This window comes from Flavobacterium fluviale, from assembly GCF_003312915.1.
Classification (GTDB): Bacteria; Bacteroidota; Bacteroidia; order Flavobacteriales; family Flavobacteriaceae; genus Flavobacterium; species Flavobacterium fluviale.
Genome location: NZ_CP030261.1, coordinates 779,177 through 802,793 on the forward strand (window position 1 = coordinate 779,177; position 23,617 = coordinate 802,793).

9 protein-coding genes are annotated in these 23,617 nt (G+C 35.7%); 5 read left to right on the forward strand and 4 right to left on the reverse strand.

The genetic code is table 11. From position 1 onward, the window contains the following. Nucleotides 1–76 precede the first annotated feature (76 nt). Nucleotides 77–2,752 carry a zinc-dependent metalloprotease gene (locus tag HYN86_RS03655; protein ID WP_113676817.1) on the reverse strand — a complete coding sequence of 892 codons (2,676 nt, stop codon included), beginning with the start codon at nucleotides 2,750–2,752 and terminating at the stop codon, nucleotides 77–79. Between the two features lie 191 nt (nucleotides 2,753–2,943). Here HYN86_RS03655 and HYN86_RS03660 point away from each other — a divergent pair, with 191 nt between their 5' ends. From HYN86_RS03660 to HYN86_RS03675, 4 genes are all read left to right on the forward strand, one after another. Further along, the gene (locus HYN86_RS03660) at nucleotides 2,944–3,873 is read left to right on the forward strand and encodes a bifunctional riboflavin kinase/FAD synthetase (RefSeq protein WP_113676818.1); all 930 of its coding nucleotides are present in this window, start codon (nucleotides 2,944–2,946) and stop codon (nucleotides 3,871–3,873) included. Between the two features lie 116 nt (nucleotides 3,874–3,989). Next, complete coding sequence (locus HYN86_RS03665) at nucleotides 3,990–4,427, forward strand: hypothetical protein (RefSeq protein ID WP_113676819.1); 438 nt, start codon at nucleotides 3,990–3,992, stop codon at nucleotides 4,425–4,427. 173 nt (nucleotides 4,428–4,600) lie between these two features. Continuing rightward, a complete protein-coding gene (bioB, locus tag HYN86_RS03670; protein ID WP_113676820.1) occupies nucleotides 4,601–5,689 on the forward strand; it encodes a biotin synthase BioB in 1,089 nt (362 codons plus the stop codon). 80 nt (nucleotides 5,690–5,769) lie between these two features. Continuing rightward, nucleotides 5,770–6,636: a cupin-like domain-containing protein gene (locus HYN86_RS03675; protein ID WP_113676821.1), complete on the forward strand. Its 867-nt coding sequence runs from the start codon at nucleotides 5,770–5,772 to the stop codon at nucleotides 6,634–6,636. 44 nt (nucleotides 6,637–6,680) lie between these two features. Here HYN86_RS03675 and HYN86_RS20940 read toward each other — a convergent pair whose 3' ends face one another. The 3 genes from HYN86_RS20940 to HYN86_RS03690 all read right to left on the reverse strand — a co-directional run bounded on the left by HYN86_RS20940 (nucleotide 6,681) and on the right by HYN86_RS03690 (nucleotide 22,453). After that, entirely contained in the window at nucleotides 6,681–11,756 is a 5,076-nt protein-coding gene (locus tag HYN86_RS20940; protein WP_162789271.1) for a T9SS sorting signal type C domain-containing protein, read from the reverse strand. 463 nt (nucleotides 11,757–12,219) lie between these two features. Continuing rightward, on the reverse strand, nucleotides 12,220–16,080 hold the full coding sequence (locus HYN86_RS03685) for a T9SS sorting signal type C domain-containing protein (RefSeq protein WP_113676822.1): 3,861 nt from the start codon (nucleotides 16,078–16,080) through the stop codon (nucleotides 12,220–12,222). A gap of 151 nt (nucleotides 16,081–16,231) precedes the next feature. Next, complete coding sequence (locus HYN86_RS03690) at nucleotides 16,232–22,453, reverse strand: T9SS sorting signal type C domain-containing protein (protein ID WP_113676823.1); 6,222 nt, start codon at nucleotides 22,451–22,453, stop codon at nucleotides 16,232–16,234. Between the two features lie 278 nt (nucleotides 22,454–22,731). Between HYN86_RS03690 and HYN86_RS03695 the strand changes: the two genes are divergently transcribed. Further along, nucleotides 22,732–23,214 (forward strand): regulatory protein RecX, encoded by a 483-nt coding sequence (locus tag HYN86_RS03695; RefSeq protein ID WP_113676824.1) that lies wholly within the window; start codon nucleotides 22,732–22,734, stop codon nucleotides 23,212–23,214. The last annotated feature ends 403 nt before the right edge of the window (nucleotides 23,215–23,617 follow it).

Here is a 23,617-nt window from a genome sequence, read left to right on the forward strand (position 1 = left end):
TAAAATTTCAATAAAAAAAATCCAAATTCCAATTAGTATTGGAATTTGGATTTTTTTATTTGGTACTTAAAATTTTTTAATTCACTAAAATTTTCCTGATTGTTCTTTTATCTCCGTCTATAACAGTAACTAGATAAACTCCATTTGGCACATTTGGCAATTGAACATCTTGAATGAAGTATCCAGAACCTTGGAAAGTATTACTGTATACGTATTTGCCTAAAATATCATGGACATAAATTTTCACTTCACTTACTGAATCTCGGTTAAATTGAACCGTAAAATTTCCTTTGTTTGGATTTGGATATAGGGCAAAATCTATATTTTCAAAATCTGAATTTCCGAGTGTATATGTTGTATTACAGATATTTACAGACGCTGAATTTATTGTTCCAAAACCTCCAGTGACTGCATCTTTAACGCTAAAAGTCCAATTTCCCTGCGAATTTTCCCCATTAAAAGCACTTAACGCACTGGCTGGAATTACAATCTGACTTGTGGTTGTATTACAATTTAGAGCGTTTCCGCTGTCATCAAATTGAAGTGCTAAAGTGGAATTTGTAGTACCGCAGCTTTTATTAAATAAGGTAACAACTTTGCCGCTTGGACTTACAATCTGCATTTCTAAATCTTCAAATCTAGCATGTGTCACGTTAACCGAAACATTTACATCAGAAATAGTTCCAATCGAAGCGGGCACCGTAACTGTCTTACTTAAAAAATTTGAACTAGTTCCTATAGCATAACCGCCTTCAAAATTAAATGTGGAACAATTTGTAGAAACTGTGTAACCTATTGCAAAAGGAGCACTATTTACGGCGTAATAAATATTATTTACCGGCTCTATTAAAAGTCTGCAATTTGTAGAGGCTTCAATATTGGATGGAACCAAAACAGTTTCTGAACCGTCATTTAATATATTTGACGCTAAAGTTATTGGAAAGGTCAAACCTCCATCCAGAGATAATTTTATATTTACATTTGATGATCCTGGAAGTGTGTTTGTATTATTGACACTCCAATTAATTGTTTGTGTTGAGCCTTTTTGCCATGCTACATCACCAGTATTTTGTGATGTTACTGCAAATGGCCCTGCAGCAGCGCTTACTGTAACAACCATTGCATCTGTGTACGTTTGTGCGGTTCCTTCTGGTGCATTGTCTCTTCCTGTCAAAGTAAAATTCATTGTTTTCGCAATTGAAGAAACAGATTCCCAGGTTGTTGTCAATTGATTATTCAATACAGAATTCAAAGCCGGCATGTAACGAACAGACGAAGTTGTTGGAGGCAGGGATCGAAACATTGGTCCGTTTGGTTTTGTGGCATAAGCAATACTATTTGCACCTGAGGTAGTAGTAGCATTATCAAGCTGTTCCCAAGAATAAGTAATGGTATTTCCTTCAGAGTCTGAACCTGTTCCTTTTAAAACAAATGCTGTACTAATTGGAATCGTATAGTTCGGACCTGCATCAATTACCGGTGGATTATTGATAATTGGAGTAGTAACGGGACAAGTTTTTCCGGCTAAATTATTCTGTATTTGATTAATACTTGCATACGAGAAATAATCATCTGAATTACTCTGAACATCATAATTTGTAATCCCAGCATAGGCCATAATGGTTGAACCACTTCCTGGCTCATAACTTGTTCCTAATCCTTCGAGAGCATGAGAGAAAGTATGTGATGCGCCTAGTTGATGACCCATTTCATGCGCCACAAAATCAATATCAAAAGTATCGCCTTGTGGTCTTGCATCTTTTGGAGATGTAAATGCACTGCCCTTTGCCAAAGGATTACTGGATGTTGGGCTAACACAAACACAACCAATACAATTCGCAAGACCTCCCCCGCCTGAAGCCCCAAACAAATGTCCGATATCATAATTGCCATCACCAATCACATTGGTTAATGTAGTTTGAACTTGTTGTCCCCAAGTTGGATTACTTTCTGCCGCTCCAATTGAAGGAATAGAATAAGGGTCTGTAGAAGCATCTGTATAAATAACAGCATCATTATTAGCCACTAAAACGAGTTTTACTGAAAGATCTCTATCAAAAATTCCATTAACACGGCTAAGGGTTGCGTTCATACCTGCCAATGCTGCAGCTTTTGTTCCGCCGAAATATGTAGTATATTCCGCTGTGCAGGATAATGCTAAACGAAGTGTTTTAAACTGTTTGGCATTTGAAGCTGTTTTTGCTGTAGATCCAGTTTTATTCTCTGAAATTGAATTAGCTGTTTTACAATCCAGCAGCATCTTTGAATCTGCATTATCTATAGATTTAAACAAAACATATTCTGACTTATTATCTGGGTTTTGCTCAATATACTCAGTTGGTTTTTCCAAACGAAAAACCATAGTCTGCATTCCGATTGGAGCAACGCTAAAATGAATTTTAGCATTTTTATCATCTATTCCTCTTCCTTCATAAGCTCTAATTTCTGGATATTTAGCTTGTAATTCTGGATCAAAATTCGAAGATTCCCAAACCGAAAAACGTTCTAATTTTCCTTCTGTATTCGGAATTGTAATTTCTGTCCTATTGCTTACAGCCAATTTACTTGTCGTTGAAGCAAGTTTGGCAGAAAGCAGATCGGTATTCAATTTATAATACACTTTTGCATCTGAAATACCTGCCTTTCGCGAAAGCGATGATGAAGAGGTTACTTTTTGCCACAAAACATCATTCTGGGCAATACCATTTGCGCAACACAAAACAAGAAATATATAAAGTAGTTGTTTTTTCATACTGTAAGATATATAAATCAAAATTACTTCAATTAATTTAAATTGTACAATATATAAGACAATTAATGTTTTTTAATCGACGAGTCAGCTTATTTTCACAAAAAGAAATATATCCTAACTAAAATTCGATTTAGCTATTATTATATTTAAAACAGAATAGTATAAATTTGCAGCATCTTAAATAATTTGTTTTGAAGCTCTTTCATTCTATAAACGATTTTCAGTCGACCAAGAAAACAATTTTAACTCTTGGTACCTTTGACGGCGTGCATATTGGTCACAAAAAAATTCTGGAACGAATTACACAAAATACTGAAAACGGAAAATACGAAAGTCTGGTACTTACATTTTTTCCGCATCCGCGAATGGTGCTTCAAGAAAAATCAGAAATAAAATTGCTGAATACTATTAGCGAAAAAATAAAACTTCTTGAGGCTACTGGCATTGAAAATTTAATCGTTCATCCGTTCGACGAAAGTTTTTCAAGACTTACTGCAGAAGAATTTGTTCATACTATTTTGGTTGATAAATTTCAGATTCACAAAATAATTATCGGACATGATCATCGTTTTGGACGCAATCGAACTGCAAACATTGATGATTTAATTGCTTTCGGAAAAGAATACGACTTTGAAGTCGAACAAATTTCTGCTGAAGAAATTCAAGATGTTTCGGTAAGTTCAACCAAAATCAGAAAAGCTTTAAACGAAGGAAATATGGCTTTGGCCAATGAATATTTAGGATACAATTACTTCTTAAACGGAACGATTGTAAAAGGAAAACAGCTGGGAAGAACAATTGGTTTTCCTACTGCAAATATTCACATCGAGGAAGAGTACAAACTAATTCCAAAAATTGGTGTTTACGTTGTAAAAGCTCTTGTAAACGAAGAAATTGTTTACGGAATGATGAATATTGGTTTCAATCCGACTGTAAATGGCGAAAAACAAACTGTCGAGGTTCATCTTTTTAATTTCGACAAAGATATTTATGAGCAAAATATTCAAGTATCGTTGCTGCATTACATTCGCGAAGAACAGAAATTTGGCTCTGTAGATGCGCTGAAAGACCAGCTTAAACAAGATCAAAACCAAGCTTTAGCTTATATAAATCTTCTCTAAAAAATCTGATTCTGTAGTTTTTTCCATTTTTAAATCATTGTAGTTATTTTTTTAGTAAATTTGATAGAAGACTGTTTTTCAAATATTTACTATTAACTTCTTTAAAAATAACCACTATGAAATTACCTAAAGAAATTACCAACGGTTTTTTGATTTTTCTCGGAATTGGCATTTATTTTTTATTGATGAATGTGTTAGGTTTAGCCGATTTGTTTTATTTAAGAACACTAAACGTATTCTTCATATTCTACGGTGTTAATAGGACAATGCAGATGAACCTGCATGAGGGAGAAACAAATTTTGTATCTAATGCCGTTTCCGCAATGGCAACTTCTGTTGTCGGAGTATCATTAAGCGTATTTGGCTTATTGGTTTACAGTTATGCTCGAGGTGGAGACGCATATGTAAGAAGCTTATCTGAAACATTTATGTTCGGAGGAAATCCATCAGTACCAACATATTGCATCTGTTTATTGTTTGAAGGAATTGCTTCATCCGTAATTGTAACTTTAATGATGATGCTGTATTGGAATAATAAATATGCTGCTGATTAATTAATCAGAATAAAAAACAACATTTTGGCACTCTAAAATTATAGAAATTCTTAATTCTATGATTTTAGAGTGTTTCTTTTTTGAAAAACAATTGAAAATCTTCATTTTTAACAGGCCAATAAATCTGTTATCATAATTTACTTACTTTTAATGCTCCAAAAAACAATTTATCCATGAGCATTACAAAACACAATTGGACAAAAGACCAAATAATTGCCATCTATAATAAACCATTGATGGACTTGCTTTACGAAGCTGCTACAATTCACAGACAGAAACACGACCCAAACGTTGTTCAAGTGTCTACTTTACTTTCTATAAAAACCGGCGGCTGTCCCGAAGATTGTGGCTATTGCCCGCAAGCTGCAAGATACAACACAGGAGTTGAAGGAAATGATTTAATGACTGTTAGTCAGGTAAAAGCGCAGGCATTAAGAGCCAAAGCAAGTGGATCTTCTCGTGTCTGCATGGGAGCTGCTTGGAGGAATGTGAAAGATGGCGAAGAATTTGATCAGGTTTTAGAAATGGTCCGTACGATCAATAAACTTGATATGGAAGTTTGCTGCACGTTAGGAATGCTTACAGAAAATCAGGCACAGCGTTTGGCTGAAGCAGGGCTCTACGCTTACAATCATAATTTAGATACTTCCGAAGAATATTATAAAGATGTGATTTCAACACGAGGTTTCGAAGATCGTTTACAAACTATAGAGAATGTCCGCAAAACAAATGTTACCGTTTGCAGCGGAGGAATTATCGGAATGGGAGAAAGTATTGAAGACCGAGCTGGAATGCTTGTAGCTCTTTCGACTTTAAATCCGCAGCCAGAATCTGTTCCAATTAATGCATTAGTTGCTGTTGAAGGAACTCCAATGGAGGATGAAAAACCAGTTGAAATTTGGGAAATGATTCGAATGGTCGCTACAACAAGAATCGTAATGCCCGAAACACAAGTACGTTTGTCTGCAGGAAGAACCAATATGTCACGCGAAGGTCAGGCAATGTGCTTTTTCGCAGGAGCGAACTCGATATTTGCCGGCGACAAATTACTTACAACCCCAAATCCTGATGTTCATGAAGATATGAAAATGTTTGAAATGTTAGGATTAATTCCGCAAAAGCCTTTTATAAAAGTTTCACAACCAGCAACTGTAGAGGCATCCGATTCTCAATTTAATTCTTTGGGAGAAAAACCTAAATGGTCACGGCCAGAACATAAAATAGAACGAAATATCGACGCTTCGATCAGATCAAAAAAATAATTAAAAGAGTTAATAAATTTCAATAAATATTATTAAATTGCTTATGCACAGAGTTATAAGCAATTTTTTTATTTATAAAAATGAAATTAAAAGAAATAGAAAGGGTTAAGAAAATCTCTAAAGATGATTTTATTTCCCAATATGTAAAAAAACAAATTCCAGTTGTTGTTGAAGAACTGACCGAAGACTGGCCGGCTTATCAAAAATGGAAATTATCCTATATTAATGATATAGCAGGAGATATCACCGTTCCTTTGTACGATGATCGACCTGTAAACCATGAAGAAGGATTTAATGAAGCTCACATGAAAATGAAAATGAGCGACTATATCAATCTTTTAGAATCAAAACCTACCAACTATCGCATTTTTCTTTATAATTTAATGAAAGATGTGCCAACGCTAAAAAATGACTTTTTATGGCCGGATATTGGTTTAAAATTGGTTAAACAACTACCAATGCTATTTTTTGGAGGAGAAAACGCAAGGGTTTTTATGCATTATGATATTGATTATTCAAATATTCTGCATTTTCATTTTCATGGAGAAAAGCAGTGCATGATTTTTCCGCCAGACCAGTCAAAATATATGTATAAAGTCCCGCATGCTTTGATTTCTAGAGAAGATATTGATTTTGATAATCCAGATTATGAAAAATTTCCGGCACTCAAAAATGCTGAAGGTTACATTACCAATCTTAAGCATGGCGAAATGCTTTATATGCCAGAAGGTTATTGGCATTATATGAAATATTTAACTCCTGGATTTTCTATGAGCCTTCGTGCATTTCCAAAAAATATAGCAAATTTATCCAAGGCTGCTTATAATGTTTTTATCATGCGTCATTTTGATATCATGATGCGAAAAATCAAAGGTCAAAAATGGATTGATTATAAAAATGAAAAGGCAATTATCAACACTAATGAAAATTTGAGGCGATCGGCTTAATTATAAAAAAAGCGGTTGAGAAATAAACTCAACCGCTTTTTTATTTAGTTAAAGATTACTTTTCTCGTGAATGTTTTTCCATTATCTAAAGTAATTTTTACGAGCAGCACCTGAGGCCCAGAACGGAGATTTGTAATAATCCATTCTTTACCATCAATTCCTTTTTTATGGTAAAGCAGCTTTCCTCCAACATCATAAACAGCTGTTTCCTGTAATTTTTCTTCATCTGCGGCGGCTTGCAGTTTTATACTTTTATCTTTAACCGAAACGTAAACATTTCGATCTGTACCTGTAAAATCATCATTACCTAAAGTGACAGAAGGATCTGTATAACGAATTACAAATCGTTGCTGAAAAACACCTTTTGTAGTTGTAAATTTATAGCCGCCTGATTTTAGATTATGCAGCGTTTTCGTTACATTATCCTGGAGATAAATTGCTTGATTATTTAAATTTCCATCGGTATGATCTATTGCAATGGTAAATTCACCTTCTAAAGCCGATCTATAACCTAACGGAATTGTATCTGATGCCGCAAAAGGTACTTCACGCCCTTGTATAACCAGTTTCTTCGCCTGATTTATACTGTAAAAATCAATATAAGGATGCGCATCCATGGTTACGGCATCATAATTATTGTCCCACAAATTCGTAGCTCCTGTAACATATGCGATTAGTAATTGTTTAAATGCTCCTTCACTATTTGTTAAATTTAACCATACTCGATGTTTTTGTATTTCGTTAGCTGCACTAGATTTATAAAACTGACTGTTACGACCTGGCACCCTCATCGAATTAGTAAAAATGGCTCTTTGATTTGTTCTTGCTTTAGCAAAGAAACCTTGCCCAGCGGCTATATATCCTAACGGCGGACTTTGATTACCAGGAGTTGTTGCACCTACTCCTTCTAAGTTTCCTATCGTAATAGCTCCAGATAAATTATAAATTGCGTAATCATCATTATTATAACTGAACACATGAGTTCCCGGAGTGCTTTGGCTAGGAGGAGTATTATGAGTCCAAAAAAACAATGTCCCATAAATATTGGCTGCATTATCATAAATGAATTGATCTGCATATATTGCTGACGGGTAAGGATTTCCAAAAAAAGTAAATTTTTCAGCAACAGCTTCTGGCGCTAAAATATCTCCATTATTAGGTACACCAATAAATTCACCATGAAAAATCTCGGTTAAAAGTAATTCGTAGTTTTGAGGAGCACGAATGGTATAACCTTTTCCCGCTACCATTTCCTCTGCTCCGCTATTAATAATGATCCATTTTGTCACTGGGTCGTATTTATAAAATTTATCAAATAATGTTCCTGGCGAGAAATCAAAAAGCGTAAAAACTGGTACTCGAGTAATTGGGGAAGACCAATGGGTTAGATCATAACGTCTAACCGGCGGAGTATCTCGTTTATAAATTATGTTTCCAGTATTAACAGCGTTTGACACCTGAACTAGACTGGCATTATTTTCAAAGGTAAAAACCCCGTTACCCAATACATTTACTTCATTAGTAATTGTTATTGTATTTGTTCCCTCAACTATTAAAGAACCATTATTTTCTACAGTAATTCTATTCGCAAAAAAAGAACCATCTGTTCCCGAAATAATTGGATTAGTTGTTACATCTGGTATAGTAACACAATCAGATGCAAGCGGTACTCCTGCTGGAGTCCAATTCGCTGCATCTCCCCAACTTGCACTTACACTGCCATTCCACATTTTTGTAACAACTGCATTTACATTAAGAGGTGTTGAAGGAGATTCGCATCCCGATGTAATATTTTTTGCTTTTACATTATAAACTCCAGGAGCAAGACCTGTAAAAACTCCAGAAGTATTACTGAAATCAACTCCATCAATACTATAAGAATAACCTGTCCCTGGTTGAGGTACAGTTACGGTTATAATACCTGAATTAGTTTGACAGCTTGGCTGTTGTGTTACAGAAGCTGAAGGTGCTGACACAGCGTTTATAGTTAAAGAAACTGCTTGATTTACGGGACATCCATTTGCTGCTGAAATTGTCATGACACCATTATACGTTCCAGCTGTCGCATTCGCAGGAACATTCACATTAATAACAGTTCCCGATCCCGAACTAAAAGTAAACGGCGTTGATGTCTGATCTGTTAAGGCAATCCAATCTATAGCATAGTTAATTGGAGATCCTGTTGTAGAATTGTAATTTAAAGTTGTCGTTTGAGGAGAAGTACTTTCACAAACTGGAGTAAATATCCCTGTTGTATTTATAGTAGGAGAACCATTTACTATTAATAAAATATTCTGACTTGACGAACATCCATTAGCATTTAAAATCGTTAAAACACCAGAGTAATTCCCGGCAGGTGTATTTGCAGGTACGTTTATCGTATTGATATTTCCTGCTCCGGCACCAAAACTAAAAGGAGTTGAACCCTGATCTGTTAATGTTCCCCAGTCGATAGAATAACTTATGGGTGAATTGGCCGTAGCCGTGTAAGGCAGAGATGCAGTTGCTGCCAATGTATTTTGACAAACTGCTGTTACCGTACCAGATGTTGTTATACTTGGAAGAGCATTAACAGTAAAAGAAATATTCTGACTAGATGAGCATCCATTGGCATTTAAAATCGTTAAAACACCTGGATAATTTCCGGCAGGTGTATTTGCTGGAACGTTTATCGTATTGATACTTCCTGCTCCGGCACCAAAACTAAAAGGAGTTGAACCCTGATCTGTTAATGTTCCCCAATCGATAGAATAACTTATGGGTGAATTGGCCGTAGCCGTGTAAGGAAGAGATGCGGTTGTTGCCAATGCATTTTGACAAACAGCCGTTACCGTACCCGATGTCGTTATACTTGGAAGAGCATTAACGGTTAAAGAAATATTCTGACTAGACGAACACCCATTGACATTTAAAATCGTTAAAACACCTGGATAATTTCCGGCAGGTGTATTTGCTGGAACGTTTATGGTATTGATACTTCCTGCTCCGGCACCAAAACTAAAAGGAGTTGAACCCTGATCTGTTAATGTTCCCCAATCGATAGAATAACTTATGGGTGAATTGGCCGTAGCAGTGTAGGGAAGAGATGCGGTTGTTGCCAATGCATTTTGACAAATCGCCGTTACAGTACCCGATGTCGTTATACTTGGAAGAGCATTAACGGTTAGAGAAATATTCTGACTAGACGAACACCCATTGGCATTTAAAATCGTTAAAACACCTGGATAATTTCCGGCAGGTGTATTTGCTGGAACGTTTATCGTATTGATACTTCCTGCTCCGGCACCAAAACTAAAAGGAGTTGAGCCCTGATCTGTCAGTGTTACCCAGTCGATAGAATAACTTATTGGTGAATTGGCCGTAGCCGTGTAAGGCAGAGATGCGGTTGTTGCCAATGCATTTTGACAAACTGCCGTTACCGTACCAGATGTTGTTATACTTGGAAGAGCATTAACGGTTAAAGAAATATTCTGACTAGACGAACATCCATTGGCATTTAAAATCGTTAAAACACCTGGGTAATTTCCTGCTGGTGTATTTGCAGGTACGTTTATCGTATTGATACTTCCTGCTCCGGCACCAAAACTAAAAGGAGTTGAACCCTGATCTGTCAGTGTTCCCCAGTCGATAGAATAACTTATTGGCGAATTGGCGGTAGCCGTGTAAGGCAGAGATGCAGTTGTTGCCAATGTATTTCGACAAACTGCTGTTACGACACCTGTTGTTGTAATGGCAGGATTTGCATTAATAACAACTGTAAAAGGATAAGTAGTTGATACACAACCCGCTGCATTACTAACGGTAAGATTTCCTGTATACGTCCCTGGTTGAGTATTTGCAGGAATTGTTATGTTTATTGAAGAAGGTGTCAAAGAATTACTAACTGCCGCGAAACTATTTGAAGGAGATGCATTCCATGTTATGCTATAAGTAGTTGGATCATTAGTTACTGTACTGTAAGGCAGTGTTGTGCTTTGCAAATTTGAACTAGCGCATCTTGCAGTAGTTGTTCCTAATGCAATAGTTGGCCTTGTACCAACAACAACTTGAAAGGTATTATTAGCACTCAGTGTAGAGGAGCAATCTTGTGAAGCTAAAGAAACAACAGTAATAGTACTATTTCCTACAACATTCAGTCCTGTTGCGCTAAACTGTCCTGTTCCAGCAGTAGTAACAGTCATATTGACTGTAAGATTGTTTTGTGATGGACTACTTGTACTATAAGTCACGGTATAATTCCCCTTTGGCAAACTAGCTGCAGTACCTGTGAGTGTAACTAAAGAAGTTGTTCCGTTAGGTACACAAACATTTGCGGCCGAAGTTGCTGTTAAACTATAAGTTTTACAAGTATAAGTAACATTGACATGACCACGCGCTCCATTTCCTCCAGTTCTTAAATTACTGGAACTTGCCGCCCCTGCGCCACCCCCACCATAAGTACTTCCAGGATTTCCATTAACATTTGCCCCTATTAAACTTGCAACTCCAGCTCCCCCAGCTCCTCCAGCTCCAACTCCAAAATTACCACCATTACCGCCACTTCCTGACGAAAGTCCCAAACTTAATAATGAATTGGATCCCCCACCTGAAGATCCTCCATTTGCTGTAGCTAAATTCCCCAAAGCTCCTGTAGCTCCTGCGACACCACTGGGAGGATTACCCGATAAAAGATTAGCAATACCTCCTGGACCACCAGGAGCATTAAACACACTTGTAAATCCAGTTATATAAGAATCACCCCCTTTTGTTCCATTTCCTTCTCCACCTAGATTAACACCTCCAACGACAACAGATAAACTAGAAAATCCAATTGTTGAAATATTTCCTCTAGCATATGCGCCACCGCCACCGCCACCACCGCCTCGTGCTAATCCTCCTCCAAGCATAGCTGCACCTCCAGCACCTCCAGCGCCCCACGCTTCTACAGTAACCTGATCCATACCAGCCGGAAGAATTAACGTTCCACTTGATATGTACGGATGTGTCCTAGTTTGTGCTTTGACCGAATTATAAAAGAGTGAAATAATTAAAATCAGAAGGAATTTTAATGATTTGTCAAAATGTTCTTGTGAGGGAAAAACAGTAAAATGCTTTAAGGCAGTAAGTAAATCTTTTTTCATTTTGTGGCATTTTAGTAATTGAAAAATAAATTCAAACTCAAAACAAGATTAATTGCAATTGAAAGGATTTAAATCAAAAGATTAATCCAGAGAGAGGATATTTTCCACTTTGCAATTAATTAAGGCAGGTAAAAAACAGTTTAATAAACTGACTTATGAATAAAAAAGATATAATTATAAGGCTTGTAAAAACTATAACTTAATCGATTATAATTGCATTTTATCGATTAAACACCACAACAAGGTACGATTTTATTTACATTGAAAATTGTCTTGTAGTATTAAACATATAATTTTAACACCTAAAACCCAATAAATTAAAAAAATAGGAAAAAACTGTTAATTAATAAAAAATAAACAGTTAATTAACTAAAAATCAAAATTTTAAATAATATACTGGAGTTAAAAAAAGCCTTTCACGTAAATAATGCAAAAGGCTTTCGAAAATTATATGCAATAAAGCTTAAAAAATTACTTTATAAGAAGTTGAATTCTTGTTTTCAACAATGACTTTGACAAATAAAACTTGATGGGAAGAAACTAAATTTTGAATGGATATTTTTTTTGCTTCAATGTTAGTTTTCTTATACAATTGATTTCCAGAAACATCATATATACAAACTTCGTTAATATTATCCGCAAACGAATTTATAGTAATTATTTTACTTTCTACAGATACTAGAACTCTTTCTTTATCTCTTGTATTTTCATTAATCTCCAGAGTTTTATTAGTATAAATTATTGAAAAGCGATCATTAAAAGTCCCTATATCAGAATCAAATTGATAAGGGGTTTCACTAAGATTATGAATTTTATTTAAAGTTTTATCGACTAAAAAAATAGTACGTGAATTAAAGAATTTATCCTGATGATCGATTTCAAAAGTTAAAGCAGCTTTGAAATTAGCTTTGTACCCTAAAATAATTGAATCGCTTTCAACAAACGGCCAGGCTTTTCCTTGAATTGTTAATTTTTTATTTTCTAGAATACTATAAAAATCCAATGCACCATCTGATGCCAAAAGCTCCGCATCATAACTTAAATCTAAAGAATTCGATGCTCCATCTTCGTAACCTAATAAAATTTGTCTGAATCCATTTTCATTATTCTTAAGATTAAGCCAAAAACGATGTTTTTCATTTTGAGATTCTTTTTCTAAGTTCTTAGCGGGCTTAAAAAAAGCACTATTTCTACCTGGAATCCGCATACTGTTATTAAATTCTATGGTTCCTTCTACATTGCTTTTTACAAAAAAACCTTGTCCTGAAGCGATAGTGCCATCGGGTGCCAAATTACTAACACCAGAATCGACTGCAGATCTTGTACCAACACCGCCCAGAAGATTATAAACAGCGTAACTATCATCAGAATAGTGACCATTTAGTGGAGGAGAATTGTGCGTCCAAAAATAAAGTGCCCCTCTTGTTTTTCCAGCATTATACTTTAAAAACTCATCCGCATTTATAGCCGAAGGATATGGATTTCCAATTAGATAAAAACGATTTGCGTGCTCAAAATTAATTTCTACTTTTCCATTGTTTGGAATTCCTTTGAAAATTCCTTCAAATAATGAACGTTCTGTAAGTGAGTAATTTTGCGGAGCACGGATAGTATAACCTTGACCTGCAATCATTGTCATTGTACCATAATAATTAATATTCCATTTGGAAATTGGATCGTACCAATAAAATTTGTCAAAGAGTGTTTGGGGAGAAAAATCAAATAATTTCTGATTACCTACAGGTGAAGACCAGAAAGTAAGATCGTACCGTATTACGGGATTTGTTTTTCGTTTCATATGAATAATTCCAGTGTTAATCATATCATCATCTGATTGATAAAGACTAGCGCCGTCTTCTAAAACCAAAGTTCCTGCACCAACATAGGCAAATTCTATTCCTAATGTATTTTTCTCTAACAATACAACTTTTTTATCTTGGTCGATAGAACAGCCGCAAATGGTTGTAGTCGTTAAGTTTGGATAGCTTTCTTTAAAATAAACATCTTTTCCCGGCGAGGGAAAACCATTAGACCAAGAATTTCCATTCCAAGTAGTGTTATCTACACATAGTTTTAGTCGGGCAATTCTATGCTTTGAAATACCTGATATTGAATTAAAATTTCCGCCTATTAACAATTTATAATCTTCAGCGAAACTCATGGTAAAAAGAGTATTGTTTAATGGAGCTGTAAAAGAATTATCATAGTCCCCTGATGCCAATAATCGGATAAGCCTTTGAGAAGTAATATTTTTATAGGTCCCTGAAAAAGCCCCTCCAACTAAAATTCTCTGGTCAGGCTGAACCAAAATAGCTCGAACATCACCTTTACTAAAACCAGTTCCAGATTCAAAAGAAGCATCTAGACTTCCGTCAGTATTTAATCGAAGAATTCTTTTTTGTGAAATGCCATTGAAAGTTACAAAGGAACCGCCGATAATAATCTTTTGATCAGATTGCAAAGCAATCGCATAAACATATTTGTCAAATCCTTGGCGGATATTAAAACTTGAATCAATACTTCCATCGGTATTTAAACGTACTAAACCGGCAAAAGGTAAATTATTAAAAGTCTTAAAACGGCCTCCTGCCAGAATCTTGCCATCTGGTTGAAGTGCTACTATTTCTATAATTCCATCAGCACCTAAACCTGTATCGAAACTAGGATCTTTTGATCCATCTGGCAGTAACCTGACAATTCTGCAAGCATTTAATGATGAACCATTGAATTTTGTAAAACTACCCGCAGCAATTATCTTCTGATCAGGCTGAATTGCGACTGAATTTATCTGCCCACTGAAACCTTCTCCCAGTATAAAAGAAGTATCTATTTGTCCATTTTCAAAAATCCTGACCAATCGATTACTTAAAACATCATTATATTTTGTAAAATTACCTCCTAAAATTACTTTACCATCGGTTTGTAAAACCGCTGTTTTTATTAAATTATTTGCACCAGAATTTTGAGTATTAAAAGAATGATCTATAGAACCATCTTCAAGAAGACAAGTTATTTTAGAAACCGGCACTTCATTAAATTTTTTAAAATTACCTCCGACAATTATTTTTCTACTCGGCAGGGGCAGAATACTAAAAACCGAATTGTCAAAACCAATTCCAGAAGACAAATAAGCACTATCATGTTCTCCTTCACTATTGATCTTAGCTAACTTACCTTGATTGTGTCCATTAAAAACAAAGAAAGATCCTCCGATAAACCAATTACCTTCATCATCAAATTCTAGGCTGAAAACAGATGCTGTAGCAGGTCCTGTCCCGATGTCAAAATTTGGATGTAATGTTCCGTCTGCGTTAAGAAAAATTAACCTGTTAAATTCCGTATTATTATAAAGACCCGAAAAAGATGTTCCTACCATTATTTCACCATCCGCATTTATCTTTATTACCTGAACTCCATCTTTATTAAAACCTAAACCTGTTTGAAAACTTTCATCTATCGTTCCGTCTTCATTTAACCGAATTATCCGATTTGCAGCAACTCCATTATAAGTACTGAAGCTGCCTCCTAAAATAATTTTCCCATCAGGCTGTAATGCCGCAGCGTTTATGTTGCCGTCAAAACCACTTCCTGTACTAAAATCAGTATCAAGAGTACCATTTATATTTAATCTGATAATTCTATTGGCTGGAATTCCGTTAAAAGTGGTAAAGTTTCCTGTAAAAGTAATTTTCCCACTTGGTAAAACCCGCACATGTGAAACATTCAATGGAGAACCTGAGCCAGTTAAAAACGAAGAATCGAGTGAACCGTTCGGGAATAAACGTGCCACTCTATTTACTGTAGTATTGTTATACTTTGTAAAGCTTCCAACAATAATTATTTTCCCATCAGATTGAAAGGCAATATCATAAACAATTCCTGTTGTAGCTCCTATGGTAGTATTGAAAGTCGAATCGTAAGAACCATCAGAATTTAAACGAATGAGTCTTCCCGCACTAATCCCATTATAACTTGTAAAACTACCTCCGAGTATAATTTTTCCATCATCCTGCAGAAAAGATGCATAAATTTTACCATTGAAACCTGTTCCCGTATTAAAGCTTTCATCTATAGTACCGTCAGGATTTAAGCGCGTCAGATAAGATACTGGAAATCCGTTTAAACTTAAATAATCGCCACCAACAATTAAATTGCCATCCCTTTGCAGAAGAAGGGTTCTAACAGGGTCGTTAAATCCGTCTCCTTTTGTTCCGTCATCGAATGTATTAAAAGTATTATCTACTTTACCTTGTTGTGCAAAAAGATATGGGTTACCAGAGAAGAAAAAAGTAAAAATGAATAAATAAAATAATTTTCTAATCAAAACAATACAATTAAAGTTAATACACGTAAGAATTTAGCTAAAATTATAAAGTATTAATAAGGACTGCAATACCTAGATTTAGGGATATTATAGAATAAAAAAAGTCCATTCTTTTTAAGGAATGGACTTTTAAATTTATTGGATTTTACAATTACAAATTACTATAAATAATTTTCTTGGTAAATGTATGTCCATTTTCTAGAGTGATTTTTACTAATAACGCTTGGTCGCTAGAATGTAAATTTGAAATTATTAATTCTGAAGAATTCACTTTGTTTTTATTATATAACAATTGTGCTCCAACATTAAAAATATTCACTTCCTTTAATAATTCTTTTGAAGAAGTAATTTTTACAACTCCATCTTTTACCGATACAACAACACTATTTTCAAGATTCTCAAAATCGTCTGTTCCTAATGTTTTAGAAGTGTAGCGAATTACAAAACGATTATTGAAACTTCCTTCTGCTGTTGTAAACGTATAATTTTCCAGACGCAGATTTGTTGTTTTTCCAGTTTCTTTATCAACTAAGTAAACATCTTGATTATTAAAGATTCCATCAGCATGATCAATTGAAATAGTGTAATCTCCTTTAGCTGATAACTTATATCCTAACGGAACTTCATCGCTTTTTTCAAATGGCAGTGCACGTCCTTGTATTGTTAGCTTCTTATTGGTGTTAATACTATAAAAATCTACAAGACTATTGGCTGCCATCGAAACAGCATCATAATTAATATCCAGACTGTTTGTTGCTCCCTGGATATAACCAAAAAGGATTTGTTTGAAAACACCGCTGCTGCTTGTAATATTCAGCCACACACGGTTTCTTTCAATGCTTTCTGCTGCTGCTGTTTTATAAAACTGGCTGTTGTTTCCTGCTCTTCTTTCATTGTTTTTAAATACTATCGTTCCTGTTTCTGGTTTTGCAAAGAATCCCTGAGTTGCGGCTATATATCCATTAAATGGTACTCCGCCGCCTCCTGTCGTAGCTCCAGATGCATTAAAAATGGTATAATCGTTATTGTAATAATAGGTGTTATCTGCAGGATTACGCACGGGCAGTTCTTCATGCCCCCAGAAATACAGCGAACCTAAATTTGGATTATCGGCCATTAACTGCTGTGCGCTTATTGCAGAAGGATAAGGATTTCCAATTAAATTCCATTTGGTATTTACAACTGGAACAGAGATGTCGCCATTATTAGGAACACCTGTAAATACAGCAGTAAAATCCTGTGGTATGATAAGATGATAACTCTGAGGAGCCCTGATCGTATAACCTTTACCAGTTTCCATTACCATAGTTCCGTTATTACTGATGCCCCATTTTCCTGCATTCGAATCGTAATAATGGAATTTATCGAACAGTGTGCCTGGAGATAAATCATGCATGGTAAAGCCTGATTTTGTAACCGGCATAGACCAGTATGTCAGGTCGTAACGGCGTACAGAAGTTGTTCTTTTATAAACAATGTCCCCGCTATTTACTGCATTTGTAGTTTGTATTAAACTTGATCCGCTTTCAAAAACTAATTTACCATTAGATGTTACAGAATTTGTAATTGTTAAAGTTACTCCGTTTGGAATTATAACATCGGGATCTCCGGCCCCAGTAGGAACATTTATTGTTAGAGAACAAGCCGCAATATTAATTGTAAATGGCTGATTAGCTGCCGAATTTACAATCACTCTTTTCGAACTATCTGGATCACCATTAGACCAGCTTGAACCATTCCAAATTGTTGTAGAAATTTGATCTACTATAGTTGCAGAAACTGCAGGACTCGAAGTACAATTTGAGGCATTGGTTACAGTAAAATAATAAGTACCTGCTGCTAAGTTTGCAATACTGTGAGAACTTCCCGTACCAGAAATTGTTTGTAATGCTGTACCTGTTTGATTAATTGTCCAGTTTCCTGATGGCAAATTAGTAATACTAACTCCACCAGAAGTTTCACAAGTTATATCGGTTTTTGCTACCGTTGGAGTGGTTGGAAGCGGGTTTACGGTTATTGTTGCATTTCCAGTTATTCCTGCTGCTACTGCTGTACAATTTGCATCGCTTAGAGCTGTAATAGCATAAGTTGTTGTACTTGTTGGATTAACACTAACAGTATATGGATTTAAACTAGTTGAAAAGCTACCAGATGTTGCTCCATATGTATATGATATATTCCAGGGCGCTGTACCTGTGAATGCAACAGAAATAGTGGTGCTTTCACCGCTGCAAATCGTAGTTGATCCACTTACAGCAGCTGTCGGTCTCGGATTAATTGAAATTACAGCATTTCCTGTTCTGTCTGCTGGAATTGATGGGCAATTGTTCGCATCATTTAAAGCTGTAACAGTGTAAGTTGTATTTGCTGTTGGACTTACATTGAATGTATATGGGCTTGCGGTAATTCCAGAAACATTTGTTGTATTTGTACCATCTGAATAGGTTAAGCTCCAAGGTGCTGTCCCTGTTAATGCAACTGAAACTGTCGCACTTGTCCCGTTACAAATTGACGTTGTGCCGCTTACCACTGAAGTAGGTCTTGGATTTACTTTTACCAATACCATCGTTGATGTACTACTGCAGCCATTAGAAGTAACTGTTCTTCTAAAAAATGTACTTTGGTTTAATATTCCTGGAGAATAATCTTGAGAATTTGCACCTGATATAGTAGAGAAACTTCCTTCTACACCTGTAGTACTGCTTTCCCAAGAATAAGTATAAGTCCCATTTCCAGTTGGAGTGTTACCTGAAATTATTGGAGCTGTCGTTCCCTGGCATATTGGCTGTGTATAAGATGCAGAACCATAAAATCGCTTAAAAACATTAAAACAAGGATCGCCATAATTTGTATTATCAGCTAAAAAGGAAGTCGTATTAGTCCCTAATAGCAGTTCTTCTGTTTTAGATTGACTTGTAGAAGAATGACAGCTTTGAATAGTATAAGAACCACATGAGCCATCTGGTCTACCATAGCTGGCAAAATTTACAGTGTTAAAGTAATTTCCAGCAGGAGCAATAAAATTAATAGGATTGTTTTCATCTGCAAAAGCACATACAGTTCCTGAAGTACCATTTGTATAACTAATAGTGTTATTTCCAACTCCAATTGTTATAGTACCACTAGTTGTTGCAACAGTACAAGAATTCCCTGTTGTAGTAACATTATAAGTAAATTGACCACTTACTGTCGGTGTTCCGCTAATAGTCAAAACTCCCGATGCGACAGAACTTGTAACTCCTGAAGGTAAACCTGTAACAGTTGCCCCTGTAGCACCACCTCCTAAGGTCATTGTAATATTAGTCATTGCGTTATTTTGGCATACGCTTCTATTTGCTCCTGCGGTAATAGTATGTACTTGATTTACCGTTATCGTTGCTACAGTACTATTTGCTGCTATACACGCTCCACTTGCAACTACCGCTCTATAATAAGTTGTAGCAGTCAAATTGGTTGCTATTAATGTGGTAGTAGTATTTGAAATATCGGTAATTGATGATGCAAATGTACTAGATGGAGAGGATTGCCATTTTGTAACTAATCCCGTATGACCGCTTAATGTTAAAGTGGTAGTATTTAATCCTGTACAAACCGTTGCTCCTCCTGCAATGTTTCCTCCAACAGAAGTCGGGTTTACAACAATAACAGCACTTCCACTCATATTTAAAGCACAACTATTTGGAGAAGGATTTGTAGCAACTACCGTATACGTACCAGAAGCTGTTCTATTGCCAAAAGTAATTGCTGCTCCTGTTCCTGAAACCACAGCTCCACTAACATCAATTCCATCCAATTTCAATTGATAACTAACCCCAGAAGTTGAATTAGCCAGACCAACAGCAACTCCTATACCTCCAGAGCAATATGAGCCTCCTCCTGTAACATTATAAATTGTCGGGGCAGCTAGTAAATTAACATATGTACTAGAAGGTGCTCCTGCACAACCGCCAGAAGAAGTTACTATAACTGTTACTTCTTGAGTTCCTGTTGCTGTTGCTGCGAAGGTTATCATAGGATTTTTAATATTCGTTGACGAAAACACTGCTCCTGGAGATGTGCTCGTCCATGCATAAGTCACACCAGAAGTCGGAACGTTCTCGACATCTAACTGAACAGGTACTCCTGCACATGCTGTTAAGGTTTTAAAAGTTCCTTTAGGAGATGTTGTTGCTATTGGAGTTACCTGAGCACTTGGAATTAAAACAATATTATCTATGATCGAACCTAGGGTTGTTGATCCTAAAGAATTGTAAAATTCAACATATATAGTAGATGTCGTTGGTACAAACGTAAGAGTCCCAAGAAAGGGAGTGCTATTATTATTACTGGTAGTATAGTTTATTGATGGGGTTGCAGCTCCACCTAGTATTCTAGCATCAACCGCAACAGATGCTGGAGACCCTGGTCTTCGAGCGTATAGAAAATTTAAGGTATAAGAAACTCCTGGTACAACTGTTACTTGTTGTCTTAGTGATGCTTGTGAATCTAGTTCCGCTGTATTATCATTACTGCCGTTACTAAAATAAACACCTTCAGTTAAGACTTCAGTATATGATCCTCGTGCTGTGGCTGTTGACCAATCTGCTGATCCATTTTTAAAATCACCATTCTTAATTAAATTGGTGACACAGTTTGCAACAAGAACGACGTCATCTGTTGATGTACCACAACTATTTGTTACTGTCCAGCGTAATGTATACGAACCTGTTCCAAACGGAGTAAATGTAGCCGTTGCACTGGAAGTATTATTAAACTGACTTAGTGAAGTACTAGGACCACTCACTATTGTCCATGCACCCGTACCAGCCGATGGCGTATTAGCCGCCAGCGTGAATACACCATTGCCATTTTGATCAGCACCTGCATTTGATGCAGTTGGAAGCGGATTTATACTTACCGTAGCAGTACCGGTCATTTGAGTGCTGTTTCCGCAAGATGATGCTAAGACATTAAAAGTTGTCGTTGCTGTTAAATTTCCTGTTGGCAAATTAATATTTCCGCCTGTACCCGAAACTGGAGCTCCTACAGCAGTAGTGCCATTTCTTAATTGGTAACTTACACCAATTTCTGATGAAGAAACTGTAATATTAGTACTGTTTCCAGAACAAATTGGTGAACTAGCTACTGCAATAGTTTTATTGGCTGGCGAAGCAAGAATAGTCTGTACGGAAGAGGTAGAGACGGCGTTGCCAGGACCAGCACCATTTTGATTCGATGCAAACCAAAAAGGACCTTCATAAACAACATCGAAAGTAAGTCTATTAGTTGTACCACCTACAAAAGCTGTTGAATATCCAGTTCCATTATTATTTGATGCGGTAATTGGAAGAGTATATGTTTGTGTAGCTCCAGGAGCTAAACTCCCAGCATCAACTCTCGAATGATAATCAGTCCAGCTTGTCCCATTCGTGTTCCATTTTACTCCAATATTAATATCTGGACTTCCAGATGCTCCGTCTGTCCATGTTGCTGTACCTGTATTTCTTATTGTAACATCAACATTTCTTGTTTCTCCTGGACACCAAGTTGTTGGACCTGAACTAATAGAGATAATTTGACTTTTATATGTCAATGGCTTAAGAGCTACTAAAACAGCTCCACTTGTTTGGTTGCTGTTCATAGAAACAGTTCCAGATCCAGTTGCTCCGTTTGCATCCTTACGTGCCCAAGCTGCTCCCACAGAAACATCTCCCCCAGTATCTTTCTTGTTATAATATAACTGCGTTAAAGCTCCTGGCGATGTTGCAGTTTGCCAACCACTGCTTAAGTCTGGAGCTGAATTTGCTACTTGAATAAACATTATGACAGAAGAATTTGGAGATACTGTAGTTATTCCACTAGCTGTCGGAGTATTTGTTGTTGTTACATTTATAGAAGTTGAAATTACCTCTGGTGTATTTCCTGAAACATCAACTCCTGAAAAAGCAACAATAGATCCAATTGCTCCATCTATTGTTGAACTAACCGAAAAAGTATAACTCGAAGGCTCAGAATTTGTAGCAACTTTATATAAAATTGCTCCCCAACGGTCCCTTCCCGAAGTTCCAAGTCTTTGACCTCTGATTAAATTCCAACCTGAAGAATTAGGATTACTTAAAGTGTTAGTATTATTACCAGTACCAACCTGTGATATATTGACAATCATAACATCTCCAGCAACTACGTTATTTGGTCTATCAATAGTCAACATTGTAGATCCTTGCACAGTTCCACTAGTTACATTTCCGCGTTGCAGAATCTGTCCAGAAATGGAATTAGAAAAAACTATAAACGTCCCGATACAAAGCAACCCTAAATTTGGAGTAAATGATCTTTTGGAAGAAAATTTAGATAAAATAAATAATAAAAACGAGTAAAGTAATTTTCTCATCATATAACAGTAGGTATTTGTTTTAAATTTGTTTTTGGTTTGCTTAAAGCAAAAAAGGGCATTTCTTAAAAAAACTAAATGTCTCTTGGTATTATAGTAGAATCTAAAATGTTAAAATTCTGCCTTTTAGCAGAAATCTGAAACTGTTAAATTCGCGTACAAAAATATTTAAATTAGAGTAATACGCAAGGTCATAATTTAATTCTTTTTAGAATATATTAACAAATTTTAGAAATATTTTATAACTGTTTTAGCAAAAATCAATTTAAACGTTAAAAAGCATGAAAAAACCGACGAACTGCACTTTTACCATCAAAGAAGCTTTACAAAAGTTAGAGCATTTTTGTGCTTATCAAGAGCGTTGTCATGAAGAAGTAGTTTCGAAATTATACAGCCTCAAAATGACTGCTGATGAAATTGATGTAATTATCGTACAGCTAATTGAAGGGAATTTTCTAAATGAAAGTCGCTTTGCCTGCAGTTTTGCCAGAGGTAAGCACCGTATGAAACACTGGGGAAAAATTAGAATTACAAATGAATTAAAAGCAAGACATATTTCCTCTACAAATATTACTTTGGCATTAAAAGAAATTTCTGCAGAGGAATATTTCGAAACTTTTGAAAATTTGGCTGAAAGATGCTGGAATAATTTAACAGAAAGCAATGTCTTGAAAAAACGTAAAAAATTTTGCGACTATATGCTTCGAAGAGGTTATGAAAGTAATTTAATTTACGAAAAAGTAAAGGAATTGGAGAAAAGTTAAAGTTCGCCCCTTTTTTCAATAATGAGATATTTTAACTCTTTCAAAATCATTTTTATCTTCAAAAAAAACCTATAAATTACTTACAGAGTTCCAACAACTTTTAGTTGTAAATTATTCTTTTTTTTCGGAATTTATACCAAACGAGACGTTTTTCTATCTAAAACCGCAAAAACCAACGTCTAAAAATGTTAAAATTTACGATTATTCTTATATATTTTTTTAACATTTTATAAGAATTCACGTCGATTGTTAATTTTTATTATGTAGTTCGTCGAGTTTTTTAACAACTCATCGAATAACTCCCCATTCTGAAAACCCTTCCTATTTCCAGCTCGTAGATGTGTCTATATTTGCGCGGGTATTAAATATTATGCCAGCATAACAAACTGATAGAAAACATTTA